The organism is Roseovarius sp. MBR-6, from assembly GCF_040547525.1.
Classification (GTDB): Bacteria; Pseudomonadota; Alphaproteobacteria; order Rhodobacterales; family Rhodobacteraceae; genus Roseovarius.
In genome coordinates this window covers 19,216-42,991 of the sequence record NZ_JBEPPW010000008.1, presented here as the reverse complement: position 1 = coordinate 42,991, position 23,776 = coordinate 19,216, and the positions used below count along the sequence as shown (strand labels likewise).

Genomic DNA, 23,776 nt, shown 5'->3' with positions numbered 1-23,776 from the left:
TTGCGAGGGCGAATTTGCCGTGGCGTCAGTCCAGCGTCAGCGGATCACGATTTCATCCGCGCGCAACAGGCCGAGCACGTCGCGGGCCTGCTCGTCGAGCAGGTCGAGGTCAAGAAAATCGTCCGAGAGCCGCCGGGTCAGGATTTCCATGCGCGCCACCTCGGTTTCCAACTGCGCGAGCTGCACGCGCAGCTCGGCGCTTTGCGCCTCGATCTCGGCGCGGCGGAAGAGGCCGTAATCCCCTTGCACGGCGGCAAAGGTGAAATAGGCCGCGAGAAAAAACGCGACGGAGAGCACGGCAAGGCTGCCCCAGACGGTGGTGTTCTTGGTCATTCTTCGCTCATGCCTCCGGCTGCGCCTCTGAGGGCGCTTCGAGGTGACAATGGCACAGGCTTGCGGTTTTGTGAATCCCCTTTCGCGTTCCGCGCCAAGGGCCTAGCATCGCGGCCGAAAGGAGCGCCGCGATGCCCCAGACCCCCGGCACACCCGGCCATGAGCACCTCGGCACCCATGAGGTTGCCAATCAACCCGCGCCGCGCGGCGATCTGGACCTCTGGGCCGATGATCCCGCGCTCAATGATCACGCGGTGGCGGCGGGGACGGATACGGCGCGGCTTGGCGATTTCGGGGCGATGATCGGCACGGGCGAGATGCGCGCCATGGGCCGCGACGCGAACCGCCACGCGCCCGAGGCGGTGCTTTTTGACGCGGGCGGGCGACGGCTTGACGAGGTGCGCTTTCATCCCGCCTATCACCGGCTGATGCAGGTGGGGCTGGGCGCGGGCTATGCCGCGATCCCGTGGGAGGGGGCGAAGGGCGGTCATGCCACCCATGCCGCCATGGTCTATCTCATGTCCCAGGTGGAGCCGGGCGTGTGCTGTCCGATGACCATGACCTATGCCGCCGTGCCCGCGCTCAAGGCCGACAAGGCGCTGCTGGCGGATTGGGTGCCAAAGCTGACGGCGCGGCTTTATGATCCCGCGATGCGCCCGCTGCGGGCCAAGGGCGGGGCCACGATGGGCATGGCGATGACCGAGAAACAGGGCGGCTCGGACATTCGCGCCAACACCACGCGGGCAGAGGCCGAGGGCGATCAGTATCGCCTCACGGGGCATAAATGGTTCTGCTCCGCACCGATGTCCGACGGATTCCTGACGCTGGCGCAGGCGGAGGGGGGGCTTACCTGTTTTCTTGTGCCGCGCTGGCTGGAGGGGGGGCGCAACGCCATCCATATCCAGCGGCTCAAGGATAAATTGGGCAACCGCGCCAATGCCTCGGCCGAGATCGAGTATCACGGTGCCATCGCGCACCGGCTGGGCGAGGAGGGTGCGGGCGTGCGCACGATCATCGAGATGGTGCATCACACCCGCCTCGATACCGCCATGGCCCCGGCGGGGCTGATGCGCGCGGCACTCTCGGAGGCGCATCACTGGGCCTGCCATCGCAGCGCCTTTCAGAAACGTCTCATCGACCAGCCGCTGATGCGCGCCGTTCTGGCCGATCTTGCGCTCGACTGGGAGGGGACGCTCGCGCTGGGCCTGCATGTGGCGCGCGCCTTTGACGGGCAGGGCGAGGCGGCGCGCGCCTTTGCGCGCCTCGGCGTGGCGCTGGCCAAGTTCCTCGGCAACAAGCTCTGCCCGGGCCTCGTCTACGAGGCGATGGAGACCTTGGGCGGCATGGGCTATGTCGAGGATACGCCCCTGCCGATGCTCTACCGCGAGGCGCCGCTCAACTCGATCTGGGAGGGGTCGGGCAACGTGATCTGCCTCGACATCCTGCGCACCCTGCGCCGCGAGCCGCTGGCGGGCGAGGTGCTCGGCGCCGAACTGGCGACGGTGGCGGGGCAGGACCGGCGCTTTGACGCGGCGATGCAGGCGCATATGCAGACCTTTCCCAGACTGCCCGAGGAAGGGCAGGCGCGGTTTTACGCCGAGAGTCTTGCCACCTTGCTCACGGCTTCGGTGCTTTTGCGCCACGCACCGGGGGCGGTGGCGGGGGCCTATGTGGCCACCCGGCTGGCCGAACCGCGCGGGCGCGTGGCGGGGGCCGTCGCGGGGATCGACACGGGCGCGGTGCTGGCGCGGCTCGGTGATCGGTCCGATTGAAAGCAAACCGAACAGTATACTTGCAAAATCAAAGGGAAGCGGAAATACAGGCAAGGCATGGTTCAGGATATCCCGGCCATGAAGGGCCGCCTCACACCGTCGCCCTCGGGTTCGAGTGCCTTGCGTAAACGGTAGGGGACGAGACTGCGAGGCGGCCCGATCCGGAACCGGTGTCCGCGTCAAGACGATCGGGGTCCGGGCTTGAAATTCCGGTTTCCCCCCGCGCCGCGCCCCGCTATACCGGCGCGCGCACTCCAGCTTGCCGAGAGGATCATCATGGCCAATGTCGTCGTCGTGGGCGCCCAGTGGGGCGATGAGGGAAAGGGCAAGCTTGTCGATTGGCTGAGCGAGCGCGCCGATGTGATCGCGCGCTTCCAGGGCGGGCACAATGCGGGCCATACCCTCGTGATCGACGGCAAGGTCTACAAGTTGAATGCGCTGCCCTCGGGCGTGGTGCGCGGCGGCAAGCTCTCGGTGATCGGCAATGGCGTGGTGCTCGATCCCTGGCATCTGCTGAGCGAGATCGCGGCCATCCGCGAGAAGGGCGTGAGCATCACGCCCGAAACGCTGATGATCGCCGAGAATACGCCGCTGATCCTGCCGATCCACGGCGAGTTGGACCGCGCGCGCGAGGAGGCGGCAAGCAAGGGCACCAAGATCGGCACCACCGGGCGGGGCATCGGCCCGGCCTATGAGGACAAGGTCGGCCGCCGCGCGGTGCGCGTCGCCGATCTGTCCGACGAGGCGACGCTGATCGCGCGGGTGGACCGCGCGCTCCAGCATCACGATCCGCTGCGCCGGGGGCTGGGGATCGCGCCGGTGGACCGCGACGCGCTCATTGCCCAACTGCAAGAGATCGCGCCGCAGATCCTGCCCTATGCCGGGCCGGTCTGGAAGGTGCTGCTGGAGGCACGCCGCGCGGGCAAGCGTATCCTGTTTGAGGGCGCGCAGGGCGCGCTTCTGGATATCGACTTTGGCACCTATCCCTTTGTCACCTCCTCCAACGTGATCGCGGGGCAGGCGGCCACCGGCGTGGGCCTCGGGCCGGGGGCCATCGACTATGTGCTGGGCATCGTCAAGGCCTATACCACCCGCGTGGGCGAAGGCCCGTTCCCGACCGAGCTTGACGACGCCGATGGCGAGCGGCTGGGCACGCGCGGCCATGAATTCGGCACGGTCACGGGGCGCAAGCGGCGCTGCGGCTGGTTCGATGCCTGCCTCGTGCGCCAGACCTGCGCCACCTCGGGCATGAACGGTATCGCGCTGACCAAGCTTGACGTGCTCGACGGGTTCGAGACCCTGAAAATCTGCGTGGGCTACGATCTGGACGGCACACGGCTCGATCATCTGCCGATGGCCGCCGAGGCGCAGGCACGCTGCGTGCCGATCTACGAGGAACTGCCCGGCTGGGCCCAATCCACCGAAGGCGCGCGAAGCTGGGCCGACCTGCCCGCCGAGGCCATCAAATACGTGCGCCGGGTGGAAGAGTTGATCGGCTGCCCGGTAGCCCTACTTTCCACCTCACCCGAGCGCGAGGATACCATCCTCGTGACAGACCCGTTCGCCGATTAAGGAATAGCCCATGCCGCTCAGCCACCGCGCGCGCAAACGCTGGTCCCTCGTGGTTCTGATCGTGGGGATGCCGCTCTGGATCGTGGCGGCGGTGACGGTGGTGGGCCTCTTCGACCGCCCGCCCTTCTGGCTGGAAATCCTCGTCTATGTTGGCCTCGGGATCGTCTGGATCGTGCCGCTCCGGCGGCTTTTCCTTGGTGTGGGTCAACCGGACCCCGATGCGCGGCAGGACTGAGCCCCCGTTTCATCGTTCCACAAATACTCGAAAGATCACGCCGTCCGCGGGCGCAGCGCCAGCCAGATGAGCGCTGCCCCCGCCAGGGTGAGAAACGGGATCATCGCCAGGTTGACGGCGGTCCACCCCGCCTCCGGCGTGCCGCCCGAGCAGTTCATCAGCCCGCCCGACGAGAGCGAGGCGAAGGTCACGCCGCCGAACACGATCAGATCGTTCATCCCCTGAACACGGCCCCGCTCATGCGCGCCGTGCTCGCCTGCAAGCATCGTGGTCGCGCCGATAAAGCCGAAATTCCATCCCAGCCCCAGCAGGATCAGCGCGACAAAGAAATTCTCCAGCGCCACGCCCGAGAGCGCCACCGCCCCCGCGCCCGCAAGGATGACAAGGCCCGTGGCCACGATCTTCTCCACCCCGAACCGCACGATCAGGTGGCCGGTGAAGAAGGACGGGATATACATGGCCAGCACATGCGCCGAGACGATATCGGCGGCGTGGCTTGGCGTGAAGCCGCAGCCCACCACGGCGAGCGGAGTCGAGGTCATCACGAGATTCATCAGCGCGTAGGCCACCGTGGCGCAAATCACCGCCACGGCGATGCGCGGCGTGCGCAACAGCTCCATGCGCGAGCGCCCGCGCGGCGCGTCATGGGCGGGCACGGGCGGGCGCGGGATGTCCAGAAGCAGGAACAGAAGCGCGCCCAGAAGGTTCACCCCGATCACCGCCAGATAGGTGCCGAGAAACGGAATCACCATCGCCTGAGAGGTGAGCTTGACCAGTTGCGGCCCCACGATGGCACTCAGGAGCCCGCCCGCCATGACATAGGAGATGGCCTTGGGGCGGAACGTTTCGCTGGCCGTATCGGCGGCGGCGAAGCGATAGAACCCCTGCGCCGACATGTAGGTCCCGGTCAGAAAGCTGCCCAGCAGAAAGATCGGAAAGGACGCCTCGTATAACCCCCAGGCCCCGACCGCGCCGCCCATGGCCCCGAAGAGCGCACCGATGAAGAACCCCGCGCGCCGCCCGAATTTCTGCATCACATGCGACATCGGCGTGGCCGAGAGCATCGAGCCCAGCACGATGAGCGAAATGGGCAGCGTGGCGAAACAGATATTGGTGGCGAGCGACTGTCCCGCCAGCCCGCCCACGACGAAGATCATCGGTAATTGCGCGCCAAGGATCGCCTGCGCGCCGACGAGCACGGCCACGTTGCGGCGTGCGCGGGTGTCGTCAGAGCGGGAGAGGGCGGTCTCGGTCATACCCGCTTTGCTAGACCCGCGCCGGGGCGGGCGCAAGGGGGGCGCTCAGCCCTCGTGCGGGTGCAGGCGATGATAGCTGCCGCTCAGGTAGGTGAGCGGCTTTTCGCCCCCCGCCACCGTCAGCCCCGCCACGGTGCCGATGCAGATCGCATGGGTGGCGTGCAGCACATGACCGGTCAGGGTGCAGGCAAAGGCCGTTGCGCGCGGCAAGCGCGGACCGTGCGGGTCGGGGGCTATGGCAAGGCCGGCAAAGCGGTCGGCGGGGTCGTCCGGCGAGGGGCCGGCAAAGGCGCGGGCCACCTCGACCGCATCCTCGGGCAGGATGTTGACGCAGAACACCCCGTTTTCCACCACCGCCTGCGCGATGCGGCTGTCGGCGCGCAGGCAGACCAGCACCGAGGGCGGATCGGCCGAGAGCGAGGTGAAGGCACTGACCGTCGCGCCGACGCGGCCTGCGCTTCCCTGGGTCGTCACCACCGTGACGGTTGCCGCCACCTGCCGCATGGCGGCAAGAAAGGCATCGCGTCCGACTTGGGGGCAGGGGGTGTTCACGCGCGTCTCCTCTGGCAGGCCGGACCTTGGGTAACGGTCAAATGCGTCATGGTAAAGACGTGACCGTGTCGGCGGCAGATAGGGCCGAAAAGACAGGAGGAAAGGCCGTGCGTCCCGGTTCAGCCCTCTTCGCGCGCAGGCTCGGCCTCGGTCTGCTCGATCCATTGCCCGAGGATTCGCCGCAAAAGGGCCACGTCGCGGGTCTCGATCGCCTCGGACAGCGATTTCAGCGCCTTGACCAGTTCCAGTTCGGACAGGTGCCCCTCCTGCGCGCGCAGGATACGCGGGTGCGGCGTGGTCAGCATGTCCGACCCGATCAGCAATTCCTCGTGCAGCTTCTCGCCGGGGCGCAGACCGGTGACGGCGATCTCGATATCGCCGTCGGGGGTGTCGGCATCGCGCAGGCGCAGCCCCGACGCCTCGATCATCCTGAGGGCTATGTCACGCACCCGGACCGGCGCGCCCATGTCGAGCACGAAGACATCCCCGCCGCGCGCGAAAGTGCCTGCCAGCAACACCAGCCGCACCGCCTCGGGGATGGTCATGAAATAGCGCGTGACATCCGGATGGGTCAGCGTGATGGGACCGCCGCGCGCGATCTGTTCGGCGAATGTGGGGATGACCGAGCCCGAGGAGCCCAGCACATTGCCGAAGCGCACCATGGAGAACCGGGTGCCGGGCGAGCGGGTGGCGAGATCCTGCACGATCATTTCCGCAAAGCGTTTGGACGCCCCCATGACCGAGGTGGGGCGCACCGCCTTGTCGGTCGAGACGAGGATGAACCGCTCCACCCCCGCCTCGCGCGCGGCATGGGCAACGGTGCGGGTGCCGATCACGTTGTTGCGCATCCCCTCGATGGCGTTCAATTCCATCATCGGCACATGCTTGTAGGCAGCGGCATGGAGCACCACGTCGATCTTCTTGGCGCGCATCAGCACGTTGACGAGCGCCGCCTGCGTGACCGAGCCAAGTATGGGAATGATCTCGACCTCGGGGGCCAGATCCCGCAACTCGCGCTCGATCTGAAAGAGCGCGTGCTCGCCATGATCGAGCAGCACAAGCGATTTCGGCGCGCAGGTGACAAGCTGGCGGCACAGCTCCGAGCCGATGGAACCGCCCGCCCCGGTCACAAGGATGCGCCGCCCGGCATAGGCACTGGTGACACCGGGCAATTCGTGTTCCAGCGCGTCGCGGCCCAGAAGCGAGGCCGGGTCGATGGGCCGGCTGTCATAGAGTGCGACGGCGCGGCCGGTGATCAGGTCCGCGAAGGAGGGCAGCGCATGAACCTCGCAGCCGGTCGCGGCCAGGCGGCGGCTGAGCCGCGCGCGCGCGGCCTCCGTGGCGCTTGGCATGGCCAGGATGATGCGCGCGACGCCGTGTTGCGCGATCAGCGTGTCGATGGCCTCGGGGCCATGGACGCGCAGACCGGCGATGATCAGCCCGCGCAGGCGCGGCTCATCATCGACAAAGGCCACGATGCGCATGCTGTTATCGGTCCTGAGTGCCGCGGCAAGCTGTTGCCCGGTCTGGCCCGCGCCATAGATCAGAATCGGCAGGCGGGACGTATCCGGGTCTGACGGTGCGGGGGCGGGGCGCGTGATCCGTCCGCGAAAGCGGCGCAGGGCGCGCGACAGGCGGTCGGGCATGGGCGTCTCCGTTTCAGGCGCGCTCCGAGGGCGGGCGCGCGCTTTGCGTCTACACTAAGGACTGTAGGACGTGTGGGGCAATGGTCTTCACCGCAGTGTGACGGGAAGGAGCGTCCCCGTCGCACGAGCCTTGCGCCAAGTTTTTGATTGTGTCCTTCGCGCCTTGCACGGTAGGAGGTCATGTACTTGAAATCAGTCATTCGGATCGGGGGGTCTTGACTGTGCTGCCATTCTGCCGGGGTCTCGGGGCTTTGCTCCTGTGTCTTGTCGCAACCGCCTGCACGCTTCCGAGCGGGGCCGCTCTGCAATCCGATGTGCTGCGCCCGCACGGCTCCGGGACGCCGACCTTTCAGGTTGTCGAGGTCACGCGCGCCCGGGTGCCGGAACTGGCGCGATGGCCCGTCACCGGCTGGAGCGGGCGCTATCACTGGCCGCAGGCGGGGCGCGGACCGGACTCCTCGGTGATCCGCAGCGGCGACCGGATCGACCTGTCGATCTGGGATTCGCAGGAAAATTCGCTGCTCGCCACGCCCGACGCACGGCTCACCGCGGTGCCGACGATGACGGTCTCTTCCTCGGGGGCGATCTTCATGCCCTATGTGGGCGAGGTGGTGGTGGGCGGCATGAGCACCGATGAGGCGCGCGCGCATGTGCAAAGCGCGCTTGCCGATATCGCCCCCAACGCGCAGGTGCAGCTTGCCGTTGAGGCGGGGCGCAACAACACCGTGGATGTGGTCTCGGGCGTTGGCACGCCGGGGCGCTATCCGCTTGACAGCCGCAATACGCGCATCCTGAGCGTGCTGGCCGAGGCAGGCGGCATTGCCGCCGATCTGCGCCATCCGCTCGTGGTGTTGCAACGTGACGGCCACCGCTTCGAGGCGCGCGCCGAGACGCTGCTGCGCGATCCGGCCCGTAACGTGCTCTTGCGCGGGGGCGATCAGGTGGTGGTGATCGAGGATGACCGCAGCTTCAACGCGCTTGGCGCGGCAGGCACGCAAAAGGTGATCCATTTCGAGAAAGAAGCCATGACCGCGATGGAGGCGGTCTCGGCCATGGGCGGGCTGAGCGCGGCGCGCGCCGATCCCAAGGGCCTTCTGATCCTGCGCGATTTTCCCGCCGAGGCCCTGCGCGCACAGCCGGGGCCACAGATGGCGCAGGTGGTGTTCAGCCTCGATCTGAGTGCCGCTGACGGGCTTTTTGCCGCGCGCGCCTTTCCGATCCATCCCGGCGATACCGTTCTGGCGACCGAATCGCCGGTCACGCGGGTGCAGACCATCCTTGGCCTGTTCGGCACCGTGGTCGGCATCGGGGCCACGGCCAACAACGTCTCGGATTGACGACCAACCGCCTCAGATATTGGCAAAAATGTTGGTTTCTTCCTCGTCCGTGACCTTCGGACGGGGGCGGCGCGATGCGGATTTGTCCGTCTCGGGGCCAGAGGCCACGGGGCGCGGCTTGATCCGGCGCAGTGCGGCAATCCGGCGGAGCCGCGCGCGATGCGCGAAAATCGAGGCGCGGCGCATGTTGCGGGTGTCGAGTGTCATATAGCTGAGCAGCACCGCGCAGGCGAGGGTCAGATCATACCAGAAGGCCGACAGGTTTTCGGTCGGGCCGACGATGAAATTCGCCATGAAACTTGAACTGAGCACGAGGAGCGCAAGGCTCAGCGCCGCAAGCCGCAGCGCGGTGCCCAGCATGAACCAGATGGCGAGGCTCAGCAGCAGTGTCGCGCCAAGGGTCTCGGCGGCAGCGGGTCCCATGAGAGGACGGAAGAGGGCGGCGGAATCGAAGCCTTCGATCAACCCGAGGGCCAGAGCCATGAAATAGGTGCCGGTCACGATGCGCAGCAGGTTGAGGCCGATCTGATCGACGACGGGGGCGGGGGCACGTTTCATGACGGGTGGTCCTGTTCATCGTTAAAAGGGGAAAACCGGACACCATATACAACTATTGCGAATGTAGTCGGCCCGACTGTCACCTGACAATCGGGCCGAAATTCGGCAAATAAAAGGTTAATGAAGGCCCGGCGACCGCGCGGGTCAGACCTCGGGCGCGTCGCTTTCATCCGCCTGATCGGCGATCCAGGCGACGGAGACCACCTCTTCGCCCGCGCCGGTGTTGAACACCCGCACGCCGCCCGCCGCGCGCGAGCGGAAGGAAATTCCCTCAACGGGCACACGGATGGATTGGCCGGTGGAGGTGGCGAGCATGATCTGATCCTCGCGGGCAACCGGGAAGGAGGCGACAAGCGGACCGCCGCGCATCGTTTTCTCGATGGCGGTCACGCCCTGGCCGCCGCGCCCGCGCACCGGGTAGTCGTGGCTGGACGAGAGCTTGCCCGTGCCGCGCGCGGTTATGGTCAGGATCAGGTCCTGCGCGGCCAGCATTTCCTGATAGCGCGCCTCGGGCAGGGCGGCATCGGCATTGCCCATGGCTTCGGGGTCGGTGATGTCTTCCTCGGGGTCGGCACCGAACTCGGCCCGGAACCGCTTGAGGAAGGCCGCGCGCTCGTCCGGCGTGGCCTCGAAATGGCGGATGACCGACATCGACACGACACGGTCGCCATTGAGCAGGCGGATGCCACGCACGCCGGTGGATTTGCGCCCCTTGAACACGCGCACATCGCCCACCTGGAACCGGATCGCGCGGCCCGAATCTGTGACAAGCATCACGTCCTCGTCGTCCGAACAGATGCGTGCATTGACCATCTCGACGCCCTCGGGCAGGTCCATGGCGATCTTGCCGTTGCGCTTGACGTTGACGAAATCGCTCAGCGCATTGCGCCGCACGTCGCCCGCCGAGGTGGCAAAGACGATCTGGAGATCATCCCAATCCTCTTCGGCGCGGTCCACGGGCAGAAGGGCCGCGATCGACACCCCCGCCGGAATCGGCAGGATGTTGACGATGGCCTTGCCCTTGGAGGTGCGCCCGCCCTGCGGCAGCCGCCAGGTCTTGAGCTTGTAGACCATGCCGTCGGTGGTGAAGACCAGCAGCGGCGTGTGGGTATTGGCCACGAAAAGCGAGGTGACAACATCCTCGTCCTTGGTGGCCATGCTCGACAGACCCTTGCCGCCGCGCTTCTGGGAGCGGAACTCGTCAAGCGCCGTGCGTTTGATGTAACCGCCCTGGGTGATCGTGACCACCATCTCCTCGCGCTCGATGAGGTCCTCGTCCTCCATGTCGCCGGACCAGTCCACGATCTCGGTGCGGCGCGGCACGGCGAAAAGCTCGCGCACCTCGCGCAGTTCGTCCGAGATGATCTCCATGATCCGCTCGCGGCTGGCGAGGATGGCGAGGTAGTCCTTGATCTTGCCGGCAAGGTCCTGCAACTCGTCCGTCACCTCCTTGACGCCCAGTTGCGTGAGCCGTTGCAGGCGCAGATCGAGAATCGCGCGGGCCTGCACCTCGGACAGGTTATAGGTGCCGTCCGCGTTGGCGCGGTGGGAGGGGTCGTCGATGAGCGCGATATAGGGCAGGATGTCGCCTGCGGGCCAGCGCCGCGTCATCAGCTTCACCCGCGCCTCGGCGGCGTCGGCAGAGGCGCGGATCGTGGCCACAACCTCGTCCACGTTCGAGACCGCGACCGCGAGACCGCAGAGCACATGCGCCCGCTCGCGCGCGCGGCGCAGCTCGAACGCGGTGCGCCGTGCCACCACCTCTTCGCGGAACTGGATGAAGAGCGACAGGAAGCGGTGCAGGGTCAACTGCTCGGGCTTGCCGCCATTGAGCGCCAGCATGTTGCAGCCAAAGGATGTCTGCATCGGGGTAAAGCGGAAAAGCTGGTTGAGGACCACATCGGCGGTGGCGTCACGTTTGAGTTCGACCACGACGCGCACGCCGTTGCGGTCGCTCTCGTCCTGCACATGGGCGATGCCCTCGATGCGCTTGTCGCGGGCGGCCTCGGCGATGCGCTCGATCATCGTGGCCTTGTTCACCTGATAGGGGATCTCGTCGATGACGATGGCAAAGCGGTCCTTGCGCAACTCCTCCACATGGGTGCGGGCGCGGATGATGACGCTGCCGCGCCCCTCCAGATAGGCCTTGCGCGCGCCCGAGCGGCCCAGCATCAGCCCGCCGGTGGGAAAATCCGGGCCGGGGACGTAGCGGATCAGGTCCTCGCTCTCAAGCTCCGGATCGTCGATCAGCGCCAGCGTGGCATCGACCACCTCGCCCAGATTGTGCGGCGGGATGTTGGTGGCCATGCCGACGGCAATACCACCCGCGCCATTGACCAGCATGTTGGGGAAACGCGCGGGCAGGACGCTGGGTTCGCGGTCCTTGCCGTCGTAATTGTCCTGAAAATCGACGGTGTCCTTGTCGATGTCGGCCAGCAGATAGGCGGCCGGCTTGTCCATGCGCACCTCGGTGTAGCGCATGGCCGCCGCGTTATCGCCGTCCATCGAGCCGAAATTGCCCTGCCCATCCAGAAGCGGCAGCGACATCGAGAAGTCCTGTGCCATGCGCACCAGCGCATCATAGATCGCCGAATCCCCGTGCGGGTGGTATTTGCCCATCACGTCCCCCACGGCGCGGGCCGATTTGCGGTAGGGCTTGTCGTGGGTGTTGCCGCCCTCATGCATGGCATAGAGGATGCGTCGGTGCACGGGTTTGAGGCCGTCGCGCAGGTCAGGGATCGCGCGGCTCACGATCACGCTCATGGCATAATCGAGATAGGAGACCTTCATCTCCTGCGTGATCGAGATCTGCGGCCCGTGGTGGCGGGGCGGCTCTGGCGGGGTTTCGCCTGTTATTTCAGGGGGTTGGGGCGTATCGCTCACGTTTTTGATGGTCCTGTGATCTGCCGCTATATCTTGTTGGGCAGACTATAACAGTTCCATGATATGGGGTGCAATGGGGCTGGGCCGGGGCGTCTGGCAGCCTCGGATCACGAGTGATAACATACTGTTTTCATTGAAAAGTAAATTTTTGATGGCACATTGGTCCTGTCAGGCACATGACAGGAGCAGAAACATGGACATGTCAGAGACCGAACTCATGCTGAAGGGCTACGGGCTCACCACGGCGGAATTCTTCTACCGGATGCCCGATTACAAAAACGTGCTCAACAGCTATCTGTGGCAGGATTACGATATCGCGCCCGATCATCCGAAGCTTTTCGGGTTCATCGAATTCTGGCAGCGCGAGATCGAGGGGCCGTTGCATTCGGTGCGGTTCACCCATCGCAAGATGATCGCGCCCGGTGAATGGCGCAATGTGACGGGCGAATTCACGCTGCATTGAGGGCGGGGTGGGGGCCAGCCCCCACACGCAGGGTCAAGTGGGGGCCAGCCCCCACACCCCCGGGATATTTCCGGCCAGAAGAAACCGGCACGTTCCGGGCACCATTGCTGGCGGACGCCTGCGCCACGGTCGACCCAGAGGCCATTTCGCGGTTGAAAATGTGGCTTGGCTTACGTTACTGCGCGCGTGATGCGCGGTAATCGGGAACGGCGAGGCCATGACGCTCGAACAGATATTCATGTTGCTGCTTCTGGTGGTGGTCTTTGTAGGGTTTTTCAAGGAAATCTATCCGCCCGAGGTGACGGCGCTTGGCGCGTCCGCGCTGCTTCTGGCCACGGGGGTCGTGGATACGGGCGATTTTCTCAAGGTATTCGGCTCCTCCGCGCCCATTACCATCGCCATGATGTTCATCATCTCGGCTGCCCTCGAACGCACCGGCGTGCTCGAGATGATCGGGGGCTTTCTGCGCCGCCAGGCGCGGGGCTCCTTTCTGCGCACGATCCTGTTCATGATGCTGGGTGCAATGGGGGCCTCGGCCTTCATGAACAACACACCGGTGGTGATCCTGCTCACGCCGGTGATGATCTCGGTCGCCTCCTCGGTCGGCGTGTCCTCGTCCAAGCTGCTTATTCCGCTGAGTTTCTCGGCCATTTTCGGCGGCACGCTGACACTGGTGGGCACCTCGACCAACATCCTGATGAGCGGGGTCGCGCGCGAGGCGGGCCAGCCGCCGATCACCATGTTCGAGATGACCCTGCCGGGGCTGGTCTTTGCCACGGTGGGGCTGATCTACATGGTCTTTGCCGGACGCTTCCTGTTGCCCGACCGCGCATCGCTTGCCAGCGTTCTGGGCCAGGAGAGCAAGCGCAAGTTCCTCGCGCGACTGCTTATCCCGCACGAATCGAAATATATCGGCAAGAAGCTGAGCGACCTGCCGTTCAACCGCGCGGGCGCGCGCATCCTCGACGTGGTGCGCGGCGAGGTCTCGATGCGCCGGCATCTCAAGGAGATCGTGCTCGAGGCGGGCGACCGGGTGGTGATCAAGACCGATACGGGCGAGATCCTCGGCCTGAAGGACAATGGCGAGATCGAGTTTCGCGGCATGGATGACAGCGGGTTCGAGCCGGTGACGGCGGATCAGACGATCACCATGGAGGCCAGCGTCGGCCCCAATTCGCACCTGCGTGGCAAACCCATCAAGGACCTCAAGCTGCGCCGCAAATATGGCGTCTACCTGATGGCGGTGCACCGGCAGGAGCAGAACATCAGCCAGGAGTTGCAGGACGTGCGTCTGCAATTCGCCGATACATTGCTGCTTGAAGGGCCGCCCGAGGGCATTCAGCGGCTGATGGAGGATGGTGGCATCGTCAATCTCACCACGCCTTCGGAACAGGCGATGCGGCGCTCGAAGGCACCGATTGCCATTCTGACGATCCTCGGGGTCATGGGCCTTGCGGCGGCCAATGTCATGCCGATTGCGGGGCTGGCGGTCATCGGCGCGGTGGTGGTCATGATGACCCGCTGTGTTGATCCCGACGAGGCGTTCGATGCGATCGACTGGCGGATTCTCTTCCTCATTTTCGGGATGCTGGGGGTCAGCCTCGGCATGCAGGAGACGGGCACGGCGCGGCTTATTGTCGAGACGGTTGTGGGCCTGCTGGAGGGGTTCGGCCCATTGGTGATCCTTGCGGCGGTCTATGTGCTGACCAGCGTTCTGACAGAGATGGTCACGAACAACGCGGTGGCGATTCTCATCGGTCCCATCGTGATCGGGGTGGCGGTGCAACTGGGCCATGATCCGCGCCCCTTCATCATGGCGGTGATGTTCGCCGCCTCGGCCAGTTTTGCCACCCCGATCGGCTATCAGACCAACACATTCGTCTATGGTGCGGGGGGCTACAAGTTCCGCGATTTCCTTGTGGTCGGCCTGCCGCTCAACGTGATTTTCGCCGTGGTGGCGGTGCTGGTCATCCCGTTTTTCTTTCCGTTCTGAGGCGGTGGCTCAGAGCCCCTGATCCTGTTGCCAGGGCTTCACGAGGTTGCCGAAGCGCGTGAACTGTTCCTCGAAGCTCAGCTCGATGGTGCCGATGGGGCCATGACGCTGTTTGCCGATGATCACCTCGGCCTTGCCGTGCAGGCGTGCCATGGCCTCCTGCCACTCGGCCATCTTGTCCATTTCGTGCTCGCCCGGTTTCTCGCGTTCCTTGTAATAGACCTCGCGGAAGACGAACATGACCACATCGGCATCCTGCTCGATCGAGCCGGATTCGCGCAGGTCCGAAAGCTGCGGGCGCTTGTCCTCGCGGTTTTCCACCTGGCGCGAGAGCTGCGAGAGCGCGATCACCGGGATGTTCAGCTCCTTGGCGATGGCCTTGAGACCCATGGAAATCTCGCCGATTTCCTGCACCCGGTTCTCGGCGGTGCCGCGCACAAGCTGGAGATAGTCCACGATCAAGAGGTCAAGCCCATGCGTGCGCTTGAGGCGTCGCGCGCGTGCGGCGATCTGGCTGATCGGCAGGGCGGCGGTATCATCGATGAAAAGCGGACAGGATTCGAGCGATTTCGCGGCCTCGACAAAGCTGCGGAATTCGCCCTCGTCCATGTCGCCGCGGCGGATCTTGTGCGAGGGGATTTCCGACGCCTCGGCGAGGATGCGGCCCGCAAGCTGTTCGGCGCTCATTTCCAGCGAGAAGAACCCCACCACGCCGCCATCCACCGCCCCTTCGGTGCCGTCTTGCAGCGTGCCGCGCTTATACGCCTTGGCGACGTTGAACGCGATATTGGTCGCAAGCGAGGTCTTGCCCATCGAGGGGCGCCCGGCGAGGATCAGCAGGTCGGACTTGTGCAGGCCCCCCAGTTTCTGGTCCATGTCGGTCAGGCCGGTGGCGACCCCGGCCAGCCCGCCCTCGCGCTGATAGGCGGCGTTGGCCACATCGACGGCATCCTTGACCGCCTTGAGAAAGCTCTGGAAGCCGCTATCGGTCTTTCCCTGTTCGGCCAGCTTGTAGAGCTTCTGCTCGGCATCGACGATCTGCTCGGCGGGCTCGCTTGCCACCTCTACGCGCGCGGCCTTGGCGGCGATGTCGTGACCGAGCGCGATCAGCTCGCGCCGGATCGCCAGATCGTAGATCATTTGCGCATAGTCGCGCGCGGCATAGGTCGAAATGGCGGCACCGGCGAGTTTCACCAGATAGGCCGGTCCGCCCAGTTCCTTGAGCCCGGTGTCGTCCTCAAGAAAAGCACGCAGCGTCACCGGCGAGGCGAGCGCATTGCGCGCGATGCGTGCGGCGGCGGTCTCGAAGATGCGGGCATGGACCGGGTCATAGAAATGCTGCGCCCCGATGATCGAGGCGACACGGTCGTAGATGTCATTGTTGGTGAGGATCGCGCCCAGCAGTTGCTGTTCGGCCTCGATCGAATGCGGCACGCTCTCGGCGGCCTCGATCTCGGCTCCGGTGGGGTTGAATGCGCGGATCTCGTTCATTGCCTCTGCCCTGTCTTGTCCCTGGTCCGACGGCATACCGCCCCGCCCGTGCCGGGGGCAGATGGGATAAGTCTGTGGATAAGCGCTGCCGTGCGATTATCCCTTATCTTGCCACGGAAGATGGCTTTGACGCAATATCTGGGGTTTCGATGGGGGCCGCGTGGCATCCCTGCCGCAGACAAGCATTTTTATGCCGCGGTGTGCGGCTCAGTCGCGATGCGCCGCCTGCCAGCCGCGCGGATCGTCGAGAAACGATTCGACCTCCCTCAGCGTGCCGGCATCAAAACTGCCTTGCGCGCGCGCCTCGGCCAGCACGTCGCGCCAGGTGCAGAGGTGGTGCAGGGCGACACCGTGATCGCCGAGGGTTTTCTCGGTCTCGGGGAAGATGCCGTAATAGAAGATGACGGCGGTGTGCCCGCAGGTGGCCCCGGTCTCGCGGATGGCATCAACGAAGCTGAGCTTGGAGCCGCCATCGGTGGTCAGGTCCTCGACCAGGAGCACGCGCTGGCCTTCGCTCATCGCGCCTTCGATGCGCGCATTCCGCCCATACCCCTTGGGTTTCTTGCGCACATAGGTCATCGGCAGGGCCATGCGCTCGGCCACGAGTGCCGCGAACGGTATGCCCGCCGTCTCGCCGCCCGCGATATTGTCGAACGCCTCGAATCCGGCCTCGCGCAGCACGGTGATGGTAAGAAAATCCATCAGCGTCGAGCGGATGCGCGGAAAGCTGATGAGCTTGCGGCAGTCGATATAGGTCGGGCTGCGCAGACCGGAGGCGAAGGTGAAGGGCTCGTCCGCATTGAAATGCACCGCGCCGATTTCCAGCAGCATCCGCGCGGTGAGGCGGGCGATGTCGGCCTTGGGGGGGTAGGTGCTGGGGATCATGGCGTGGTCCTTGGGTTGGGCGCTAGGGCCGAAAGCGCGGGACGCCTCCGGCGGGGATATTTGGGGCAAGATGACGCTTAGACCACCCGCCAATGCAACGCGAAGCCGGGATCAAAGACGGTCACGGGACCGTCGCCCGTGTCGATCCTGGCGGGGTAGGCGATGGGGTCGCCCTTGGTCAGCGTGATCCGCGCCTCGTTGGGGGGCAGGCCGTAGAAGGCGGGACCGTGAAGCGAGGTGAAGCCCTCCAGCCGCTCGAGCGCGTTCTCCTCCTCGAAGACATGCGCGAGGATCGACAGCGTGTTGGGCGCGGTGAAGCAGCCCGCACAGCCGCAGGCGCTTTCCTTCAGCGGGTCGGTGTGCGGTGCGCTGTCGGTGCCGAGAAAGAAGCGTGCGTCTCCGCTCGTGGCCGCCGCGCGCAGGGCGAGGCGGTGCTCTTCGCGCTTGGCCACGGGCAGGCAATAGTAATGCGGCCTGATGCCGCCCGCGAGGATGTGGTTGCGGTTGATGACAAGGTGGTGGGTGGTGATGGTGGCGGCGAGATCCTGCGCGTTGGATCGGACATAGTCCACGCCGTCGCGTGTCGTGATATGCTCCATCACCACGCGCAACCCCGGCGTGGCGCGGCGCAGCGGATCGAGCACGGCGTCGATGAACACGGCCTCGCGGTCGAAGATGTCAACGCCCGGGTCGGTCACCTCGCCGTGCACGCAAAGCGGCAGGCCGATCTCGGACATGCGGTCGAGCACGGGCCGCACCTTGTCGAAATCGCGCACACCGCTGGCGGAATTGGTGGTGGCCCCCGCCGGGTAGAGCTTGACCGCAGAGATGAGGCCGCTCGCGTGCGCGGCGGCCACGTCCTCCGGGTCGGTCTCTTCGGTGAGATAGAGCGTCATCAACGGTGTGAAGTCCATCTCGCCGGGCAGGGCGGCCAGGATGCGGTCCCGATAGGCGTGGGCATCCGCCCGTGTCACCACCGGCGGCACGAGGTTGGGCATGATGATGGCGCGCGCGAAATGGCGCGCGCTTTGCTGCAGAACGGCGGCCAGCATTGCGCCATCGCGCAGGTGCAGGTGCCAGTCATCGGGGCGGCGGATGCTGAGGCTCTCGGTCATGGACAGAGCGCATACACAATCACAATGCGCTGCGCCAGAGGTTGGGGCGCTCAAGCCGGGTGTGACGCGCACGTGAAGGCGGGATGAGGTCAGCTTTCGGAGGCCGCTTTCTCATCTCGCGGCACAAGATATCCAAGAGTGAGCTATTCAATAAATCCGATCAACCTCAATCACACTCAAGTTGTCATGAGAAACGGTCAGGCACGCTCTCAGCCTCTCCTACGCCACCGCATGTGCCAGCGCGCATTGACGCCAGAGCTGACCGAGGGCACCGACCAGCCGGTCGATATCGGCCTCGCTGTGCAATGGCCCGGGCGTGAAGCGCAGCCGCTCGGTGCCCTTGGGCACGGTGGGATAGTTGATCGGCTGCACGTATATGCCCCAGTCGCGCATGAGGATATCGGCCAGCATCCGGCATTTCACCGGGTCCTTGATCATGACCGGTATGATATGGCTGGGGTTGTCCAGATGAGGGATGCCCACCGCGTCAAGCCGCGCGCGCAAATAGGCCACGCGGGCACGCTGCGCCGCGCGCTCGGTCTGCGATTGCTTGAGGTGGCGGATGCTGGCGGTCGCGGCGGCGGCGACGGCGGGCGGGAGCGCGGTGGTGAAGATGAACCCGCTGGCAAAGCTGCGGATGAAATCGCAAAGCGCCGCCGAGCCGGCGATGTAGCCGCCCATGCAGCCATAGGCCTTGCCCAATGTGCCCTCGATCAGGGTGATCCGGTGGGCCAGCCCGCGTTCTTCGGAGACACCGCCGCCGCGCGGACCATAAAGGCCCACGGCATGCACCTCGTCGAGATAGGTCATCGCGCCGTGCTTCTCGGCCACCTCGACGATTTCCTCCATCGGGCAGATGTCGCCATCCATGGAATAGACTGACTCGAAAGCCACGATCTTGGGCGCGTTGGCGGGCAGGGCCGCGAGCTTGCGGTCGAGATCCTCGGGGTCGTTATGCTTCCACAGGACCTTTTGTGCGCGTGAATGACGGATGCCCTCGATCATGCTGGCATGGTTGAGCGCGTCCGACAGGATCACCGCATCGGGCAACCGGCTGCCAAGGGTCGACAGTGCGGCCCAGTTCGACACATAGCCCGAGGTGAACAGAAGCGCCGCCTCCTTGCCGTGCAGATCGGCCAATTCGCGCTCGAGCACGACATGGTCATGGGCGGTGCCCGAGATGTTGCGCGTGCCGCCCGAACCGGTGCCGCAGCGATCCACCGCGTCCTTCATCGCGTCGCGCACGGCGGGATGCTGGCCCATGCCCAGATAATCGTTGGAACACCAGACCGTCACCTCGTCGGGCGCATTGTCATCGTGGCTCCTGGCGCGCGGAAAGGCACCGCACCGCCGCTCCAGCTCTGCAAATATGCGGTAATTGCCGTCTTCGCGCAGCGCGTCGAGTTGCGCGGAAAAAAGCGCGTCAAAATCCATGATGTCCCTCCGGTCTCTTGTCCTGTTTGGGCGCGGGCATCATCCAGCGCCAGAGTTTCGCATCGGGCAATGGCAGCACCATCAGCCAGTGTTCGAGCAGGGCCAGCGCGGTGATCGCCGCCAAGAGCGCGTGGCCCACCAGCGCGCCCGGCACCTCGGCCGCCATCGCGCGCTCCACCCAGCAGGCGAGCGCGAAGGCAAGCACCGTGACCGCCACCGCAAACACCCAGCCGGGACGGCGCAGGCGGAAATGGCTGGCCATGTGGCGCAGATGGGGGGGGATGAATTCCACGTTGATGCGCGGCACCCCGGCATAGAGGTTGAGCTTGGCCGAAACCCGCGCGCCGTAGAGCATGGTAAAGGTCCAGAGCCCGGTGCCATTCACCGCGCCCGCGCCCGTTACCCACATCAGCGCCAGCACCGCCACCAGCAGCATTTCATGAAACGCCAGCGTGCCCCAGGCGCGGAGGAACCGCTCCCATTCGGGCACATCATCGGGGCAGGGGCGGGCATTGGGGCCGGTGATCACGCCCAGAAGAAAGGCCAGCTCGATCCAGCCCCAGATCGCCAGCGCCGAGAGGAACGCGCCATAGGCTGCGCCCACCGATCCTGCGCCGAGCGTGGTCTCATAGCCCCAGATGCCAAGGCCCATGACCGGCAGCGCGGCCAGCACCACGGCGCGGCGCGCCGCCTCGCCCCGGCGCTCCATCAGGCGCACCACAACAAGGATCGCGCCGGTGGAGAACCACCAGAGAAACAGCGCCGCAAGGGCCGCGATCCAGGGGCTGTGCAATCCTGTCTCCTTCATCTTGCCGGAAATATCCCGGGGGGGTGCGGGGGGCTGGCCCCCCGCTTGGGGCTGGGGTGCGGGGGGCTGGCCCCCCGCTTGGTGGTTAGTAAGCCGGTTCCATCCGCGTGCTGGCGGGAACGGCGTGCTTTTTCGCGGGGATGGTCAGCAGGTTGAGGAAAGCCGCCGCCGCGCGGGTCTGTGCGCCGAGGCCCTTGAGCCATGCGCCAAGGCCCGTGCCCGCCCGCGCCTGCGCCAGATCGGCATTGGCCACTTGCAGCCGCTTCAGCCCGCGATGCCAGCGCGGGTGCTCGATATCGAGGGTGATGGGGAAAATCTGCTTCGAGATGGCGGAGGTCTTGGTAAAGACCTCGTGCCCATACCAGTCGGGATCGACGCCAAGGGCAGCGTGGAAGGCCGGGCGCTGGTGGTCGCGCACATGCATGGTGGCGTAGACCGCCGTCAGGAAGAACTTGATCCAGAGCACATTGGTGCCGGAGGTCAGTTTCGGGTCTGATTTCATCAGGAGGGCGAACGCCTCGCCATGGCTGAACTCGTCATTGCACCACTCGCGGAACCATTTGAAGATCGGGTGGAAGCGGTGTTCGGGATGCGCCTCGAGATGCCGGAAGATGGTGATATAGCGGGCATAGCCGATCTTTTCGCTGAGATAGGTGGCGTAATAGATGAATTTGGGCCGAAAATAGGTGTATTTCTTCTTCTGGGTCAGAAAGCCCAGATTGACCGCCACACCCGCCTCGCGCAGGGCGTCATTGATGAAGCCTGCGTGGCGGGCCTCGTCGCGGGCCATGAGCTGAAAAAGCTGGGTGATGTCGGGGTTGTTGCCGCGCCGCTTCATCTCCTTGTAGAGCACGCAGCCCGAGAATTCGGCGGTGCAGCTTGAGATCAGGAAGTCGATGAATTCCTTGCGCAGCCCCGGCTCCATCCCGTCCCAATCGACATGGTCCCAGTCCTCGTTCTTCTTGAAATGGCCCTTGTTGGGGTCGCTCTCCATCTGGTCGATGAGGCGGTCCCAATCCTCGCGCACGGAGGAGACGTCGATCGCGTCCATCTCGTCGAAATCGGTGGTGTAGAAGCGCGGCGTGAGCAGCGTGTTCTGCATCGCCACGTCGGTGGCGGCCTTGCTGTCGAACCTCGCCTGCTCTTCCTGGATGGCAAGGCTTTCCTCGGCGGTGGTCGCATCGGCGGTGTGTTTCAGGGGCATGTTCATAGCGTCACCTCCTCGGAGAACGAGAATTCGCACAGTTCCATCACCTCGAAATCGCCGGTCCAGCGGGTCCAGAGGCGCTCAAGGCGGCTGGCGCGGATGATGGTGGCCTCGCGCGCTTCGCTCACGACCTCGCCGTAAGGGGCCATGATCTCGGGCCCATGGACCTTGACCTCGTCGCCGGGATGGATGACCGCCCCGTTGTCAAAGCGCACATGCGCGTGCAGGCTCTCGAAGCGGTGGCTGACCTCGACGGTGCAGGGGGCGCGTTCGATTTCTCTGGTCAGAAGTCCCATGGCAGTCTTCCTTTCTATTGCGCGAGCAGGCGGACGAAGGCGCGGGCATTGTCCTGGCCAAAGCCCATGAGATCCGCGCCCCATCCGGTCGAGGGGTCGTGGATCGAGACGCGGCCGTCGGCCCGGCCGGTGATGATGACGGGGCCGTTGAGCGGCACGCCGTGCTTGGTGCGCTCGCGGTCGAGCACGCGGCCCACCCCGGCGATGAAGCCGCCCGTTTCGGGAGAGAGCCGCCCGATCAGCGTGCCGTTCGCGTCAAGCACGGTGGCGGCCCCGCTCATCTCGCCCGTCAGGAACACGGTGCGTTCGAGGATCACCTCGGCCTCGGGCGGCGTGGCGACAAGGGGGCGGCCCGAGTAGACGTAGTAGCTCACCAGCGCCAGCACCGTGAGCACCAGCGCCAGCATCGCGCGCACCATGGCGCGCGGTACGAGATCGCGGTCGGGCGGGGCCTTGTAGCGGGGGGCCTTGTGGCGGGCAGAGGTGGTGGCGGTCATCGGTCAGGCTCCTTATTCGGCGGCCATGGGGGCCCTTGCGGGACGTCGTGCGATCTGCGGGGTCGAGAGCCGCGTCTCGGCGGCCTCGGCCAGAAGCTGCGCGATCCTTTCGGCCTCGGGGATGGAGCGCAGCGCGGGCTGCGTGCGGCGCATCACCCAGGGGCGCACATGCGGCCAGCAGACCAGGTAGCTCAGCCGCGTATCGCCCAGAAGGTCAAGCGCGATGGTGCCGGTGCCGCCGCGACCGGGCCGGAAATCGGCCCGGGCGATTTGCGTGTAGGGCAGGTTGAGCGTGACGGTCAGCGCCGCGCCGATGCGCATGGCCACGCGCCGGTTGGTGATCGTGTAGACCGTGGCGCGGGCCTGCACATAGCCCACGACCAGCAGAATCGCGATCACGATGGCCCCCATGATGATGAAGGGCACCGACAGGGCGACCGCCTGCATCAGCGGCACTTGGTCGATCACCGCGCCAAAGCGCCATGCCGCCAGCAGCGCGAAATATCCCGCCACCCATGGCAGGCTGAGCGAATCCCAGCTCAGCCAGAAGCCGTGCGGGCGGCCCTGCCAGAGGATGCGTTCACCCTCGGGCGGGGTTTCGGGCAGGCCGCGGACCGGCTCGGATGCAAAATCGTCGTGGCTCATTGTCCTGCCCTCATCCCAGTTGCGGCTCGAGCCGCGCCTCGGAAGCATAAAGCGTGCCACCGCCGTAATAGGCGCTGATCTTGTCCTCTTCGAGCAGCGTCACCTGCCGGGGCGAGGCGTGTTGCGGCACACCGGCGAAATGCTTGCCGAAGATCGAGCGCACCTTGACCTCGCCGCCCCAGATGCGGGCAAAGGTCATCGGCACCAGCCGCTTGTCGCCGCCGTGGCCCGCGTCGAGGGTGATTTCCAGGTAGCGGACAAGCTGTTCCGGCTCGTCGATCCACATGTCCGAGATGGTGCCGACGGTCTCGCCATCGCCCGCCACCACGGGCATCCCGCGCGGGTCGCGCCCGGCCGAGACGTGGAACTGCTCGGTGCCCGACATCGGTACGATCTTGGGATGGCCGTGGCCGTCCAGTTCCGGCACATCGCGGCGCGGTGCCCAGGAGGCAGGGCCGACACCATCGGCCATCGGATCGCCGGTCGGCTCGAACGGAAATCCGTTGCCATGGGCGGTCTTGCGCAGTGCCAGGTTCTTGCGGTCGGGGTTCTGGCCCGAAGGCACGGTCACTTCGCCGCGCCCATGGGGCAGTTTGAAGGTCTTGTCGTCGGGCACCGGAAAGAAGCCCTGATTGGCCGAGGGGTTGCCGTCATCGTCCTCGAGCGGGTAGCCCTCGCGCATGTTCTCGCGCTGGATGTAGAAGATCAGCAGCGCGAAGAAGCCGTAGAACAGCCAGAGCGACAGGCTCGCCAGGTCGAAGTTGCCAAAAAAAGTTGCGGTCATTGGTCCTGCTCCTT

At 65.6% G+C, this 23,776-nt stretch carries 22 protein-coding genes; 6 read left to right on the top strand and 16 right to left on the bottom strand.

Translation table 11 applies throughout. From position 1 onward, the window contains the following. Positions 1-36 precede the first annotated feature (36 nt). Positions 37-333: an FtsB family cell division protein gene (locus tag ABIE57_RS11630; RefSeq protein ID WP_354539191.1), complete on the bottom strand. Its 297-nt coding sequence runs from the start codon at positions 331-333 to the stop codon at positions 37-39. A 131-nt stretch (positions 334-464) separates the two neighbouring features. Here ABIE57_RS11630 and ABIE57_RS11625 point away from each other — a divergent pair, with 131 nt between their 5' ends. The 3 genes from ABIE57_RS11625 (at position 465) to ABIE57_RS11615 (ending at position 3,912) form a co-directional block, all read left to right on the top strand. Then, positions 465-2,105 carry an acyl-CoA dehydrogenase family protein gene (locus tag ABIE57_RS11625; protein WP_354539190.1) on the top strand — a complete coding sequence of 547 codons (1,641 nt, stop codon included), beginning with the start codon at positions 465-467 and terminating at the stop codon, positions 2,103-2,105. Between the two features lie 276 nt (positions 2,106-2,381). Next, the gene (locus ABIE57_RS11620; protein ID WP_354539189.1) at positions 2,382-3,677 is read left to right on the top strand and encodes an adenylosuccinate synthase; all 1,296 of its coding nucleotides are present in this window, start codon (positions 2,382-2,384) and stop codon (positions 3,675-3,677) included. A gap of 10 nt (positions 3,678-3,687) precedes the next feature. Continuing rightward, positions 3,688-3,912 carry a DUF2842 domain-containing protein gene (locus ABIE57_RS11615; RefSeq protein ID WP_354539188.1) on the top strand — a complete coding sequence of 75 codons (225 nt, stop codon included), beginning with the start codon at positions 3,688-3,690 and terminating at the stop codon, positions 3,910-3,912. A 35-nt stretch (positions 3,913-3,947) separates the two neighbouring features. Here the strand turns inward: ABIE57_RS11615 and ABIE57_RS11610 are convergent, their stop codons facing one another. The 3 genes from ABIE57_RS11610 to ABIE57_RS11600 all read right to left on the bottom strand — a co-directional run bounded on the left by ABIE57_RS11610 (position 3,948) and on the right by ABIE57_RS11600 (position 7,366). After that, complete coding sequence (locus ABIE57_RS11610) at positions 3,948-5,168, bottom strand: MFS transporter (RefSeq protein ID WP_354539187.1); 1,221 nt, start codon at positions 5,166-5,168, stop codon at positions 3,948-3,950. A gap of 45 nt (positions 5,169-5,213) precedes the next feature. Further along, on the bottom strand, positions 5,214-5,720 hold the full coding sequence (locus ABIE57_RS11605) for a flavin reductase family protein (RefSeq protein WP_354539186.1): 507 nt from the start codon (positions 5,718-5,720) through the stop codon (positions 5,214-5,216). A gap of 119 nt (positions 5,721-5,839) precedes the next feature. Continuing rightward, positions 5,840-7,366, bottom strand: coding sequence for a polysaccharide biosynthesis protein (locus tag ABIE57_RS11600; protein WP_354539185.1), 1,527 nt, complete (start codon positions 7,364-7,366; stop codon positions 5,840-5,842). A gap of 221 nt (positions 7,367-7,587) precedes the next feature. On the opposite strand from ABIE57_RS11600, the gene ABIE57_RS11595 reads away from it, so the two are divergent. Next, positions 7,588-8,703 carry a polysaccharide biosynthesis/export family protein gene (locus ABIE57_RS11595; RefSeq protein ID WP_354539184.1) on the top strand — a complete coding sequence of 372 codons (1,116 nt, stop codon included), beginning with the start codon at positions 7,588-7,590 and terminating at the stop codon, positions 8,701-8,703. Between the two features lie 12 nt (positions 8,704-8,715). Here ABIE57_RS11595 and ABIE57_RS11590 read toward each other — a convergent pair whose 3' ends face one another. After that, positions 8,716-9,261: a hypothetical protein gene (locus ABIE57_RS11590; RefSeq protein WP_354539183.1), complete on the bottom strand. Its 546-nt coding sequence runs from the start codon at positions 9,259-9,261 to the stop codon at positions 8,716-8,718. A gap of 144 nt (positions 9,262-9,405) precedes the next feature. Further along, complete coding sequence (gene gyrA, locus ABIE57_RS11585; RefSeq protein WP_354539182.1) at positions 9,406-12,144, bottom strand: DNA gyrase subunit A; 2,739 nt, start codon at positions 12,142-12,144, stop codon at positions 9,406-9,408. 193 nt (positions 12,145-12,337) lie between these two features. Between gyrA and ABIE57_RS11580 the strand changes: the two genes are divergently transcribed. Together ABIE57_RS11580 and ABIE57_RS11575 are read left to right on the top strand one after the other, a co-directional pair. Then, positions 12,338-12,607: an usg protein gene (locus tag ABIE57_RS11580; protein WP_354539181.1), complete on the top strand. Its 270-nt coding sequence runs from the start codon at positions 12,338-12,340 to the stop codon at positions 12,605-12,607. A gap of 217 nt (positions 12,608-12,824) precedes the next feature. Continuing rightward, on the top strand, positions 12,825-14,600 hold the full coding sequence (locus ABIE57_RS11575; protein ID WP_354539180.1) for an SLC13 family permease: 1,776 nt from the start codon (positions 12,825-12,827) through the stop codon (positions 14,598-14,600). 9 nt (positions 14,601-14,609) lie between these two features. On the opposite strand, the gene ABIE57_RS11570 is transcribed toward ABIE57_RS11575, so the two are convergent. From ABIE57_RS11570 to puhA, 10 genes are all read right to left on the bottom strand, one after another. Continuing rightward, positions 14,610-16,091 carry a replicative DNA helicase gene (locus ABIE57_RS11570; RefSeq protein WP_354539179.1) on the bottom strand — a complete coding sequence of 494 codons (1,482 nt, stop codon included), beginning with the start codon at positions 16,089-16,091 and terminating at the stop codon, positions 14,610-14,612. A 207-nt stretch (positions 16,092-16,298) separates the two neighbouring features. Continuing rightward, entirely contained in the window at positions 16,299-16,976 is a 678-nt protein-coding gene (locus ABIE57_RS11565; RefSeq protein WP_354539178.1) for an orotate phosphoribosyltransferase, read from the bottom strand. 77 nt (positions 16,977-17,053) lie between these two features. Further along, positions 17,054-18,091 (bottom strand): dihydroorotase, encoded by a 1,038-nt coding sequence (pyrC, locus tag ABIE57_RS11560; protein WP_354539177.1) that lies wholly within the window; start codon positions 18,089-18,091, stop codon positions 17,054-17,056. A 219-nt stretch (positions 18,092-18,310) separates the two neighbouring features. Then, complete coding sequence (hemA, locus tag ABIE57_RS11555; RefSeq protein ID WP_354539176.1) at positions 18,311-19,525, bottom strand: 5-aminolevulinate synthase; 1,215 nt, start codon at positions 19,523-19,525, stop codon at positions 18,311-18,313. Next, complete coding sequence (puhE, locus tag ABIE57_RS11550) at positions 19,515-20,318, bottom strand: putative photosynthetic complex assembly protein PuhE (protein WP_354539175.1); 804 nt, start codon at positions 20,316-20,318, stop codon at positions 19,515-19,517. The genes hemA and puhE overlap by 11 nt, the downstream gene beginning before the upstream one ends. A gap of 100 nt (positions 20,319-20,418) precedes the next feature. Beyond that, the gene (gene acsF / locus ABIE57_RS11545) at positions 20,419-21,543 is read right to left on the bottom strand and encodes a magnesium-protoporphyrin IX monomethyl ester (oxidative) cyclase (protein WP_354539174.1); all 1,125 of its coding nucleotides are present in this window, start codon (positions 21,541-21,543) and stop codon (positions 20,419-20,421) included. Beyond that, entirely contained in the window at positions 21,540-21,836 is a 297-nt protein-coding gene (locus ABIE57_RS11540) for an O2-dependent cyclase accessory protein (RefSeq protein ID WP_354539173.1), read from the bottom strand. The genes acsF and ABIE57_RS11540 overlap by 4 nt, the downstream gene beginning before the upstream one ends. Positions 21,837-21,850: 14 nt before the next feature. Then, a complete protein-coding gene (gene puhC / locus ABIE57_RS11535) occupies positions 21,851-22,333 on the bottom strand; it encodes a photosynthetic complex assembly protein PuhC (protein ID WP_354539172.1) in 483 nt (160 codons plus the stop codon). Between the two features lie 12 nt (positions 22,334-22,345). Further along, positions 22,346-22,978, bottom strand: coding sequence for a photosynthetic complex putative assembly protein PuhB (puhB, locus tag ABIE57_RS11530; protein WP_354539171.1), 633 nt, complete (start codon positions 22,976-22,978; stop codon positions 22,346-22,348). A gap of 10 nt (positions 22,979-22,988) precedes the next feature. Further along, entirely contained in the window at positions 22,989-23,762 is a 774-nt protein-coding gene (gene puhA / locus ABIE57_RS11525; RefSeq protein ID WP_354539170.1) for a photosynthetic reaction center subunit H, read from the bottom strand. Positions 23,763-23,776: the final 14 nt, after the last annotated feature.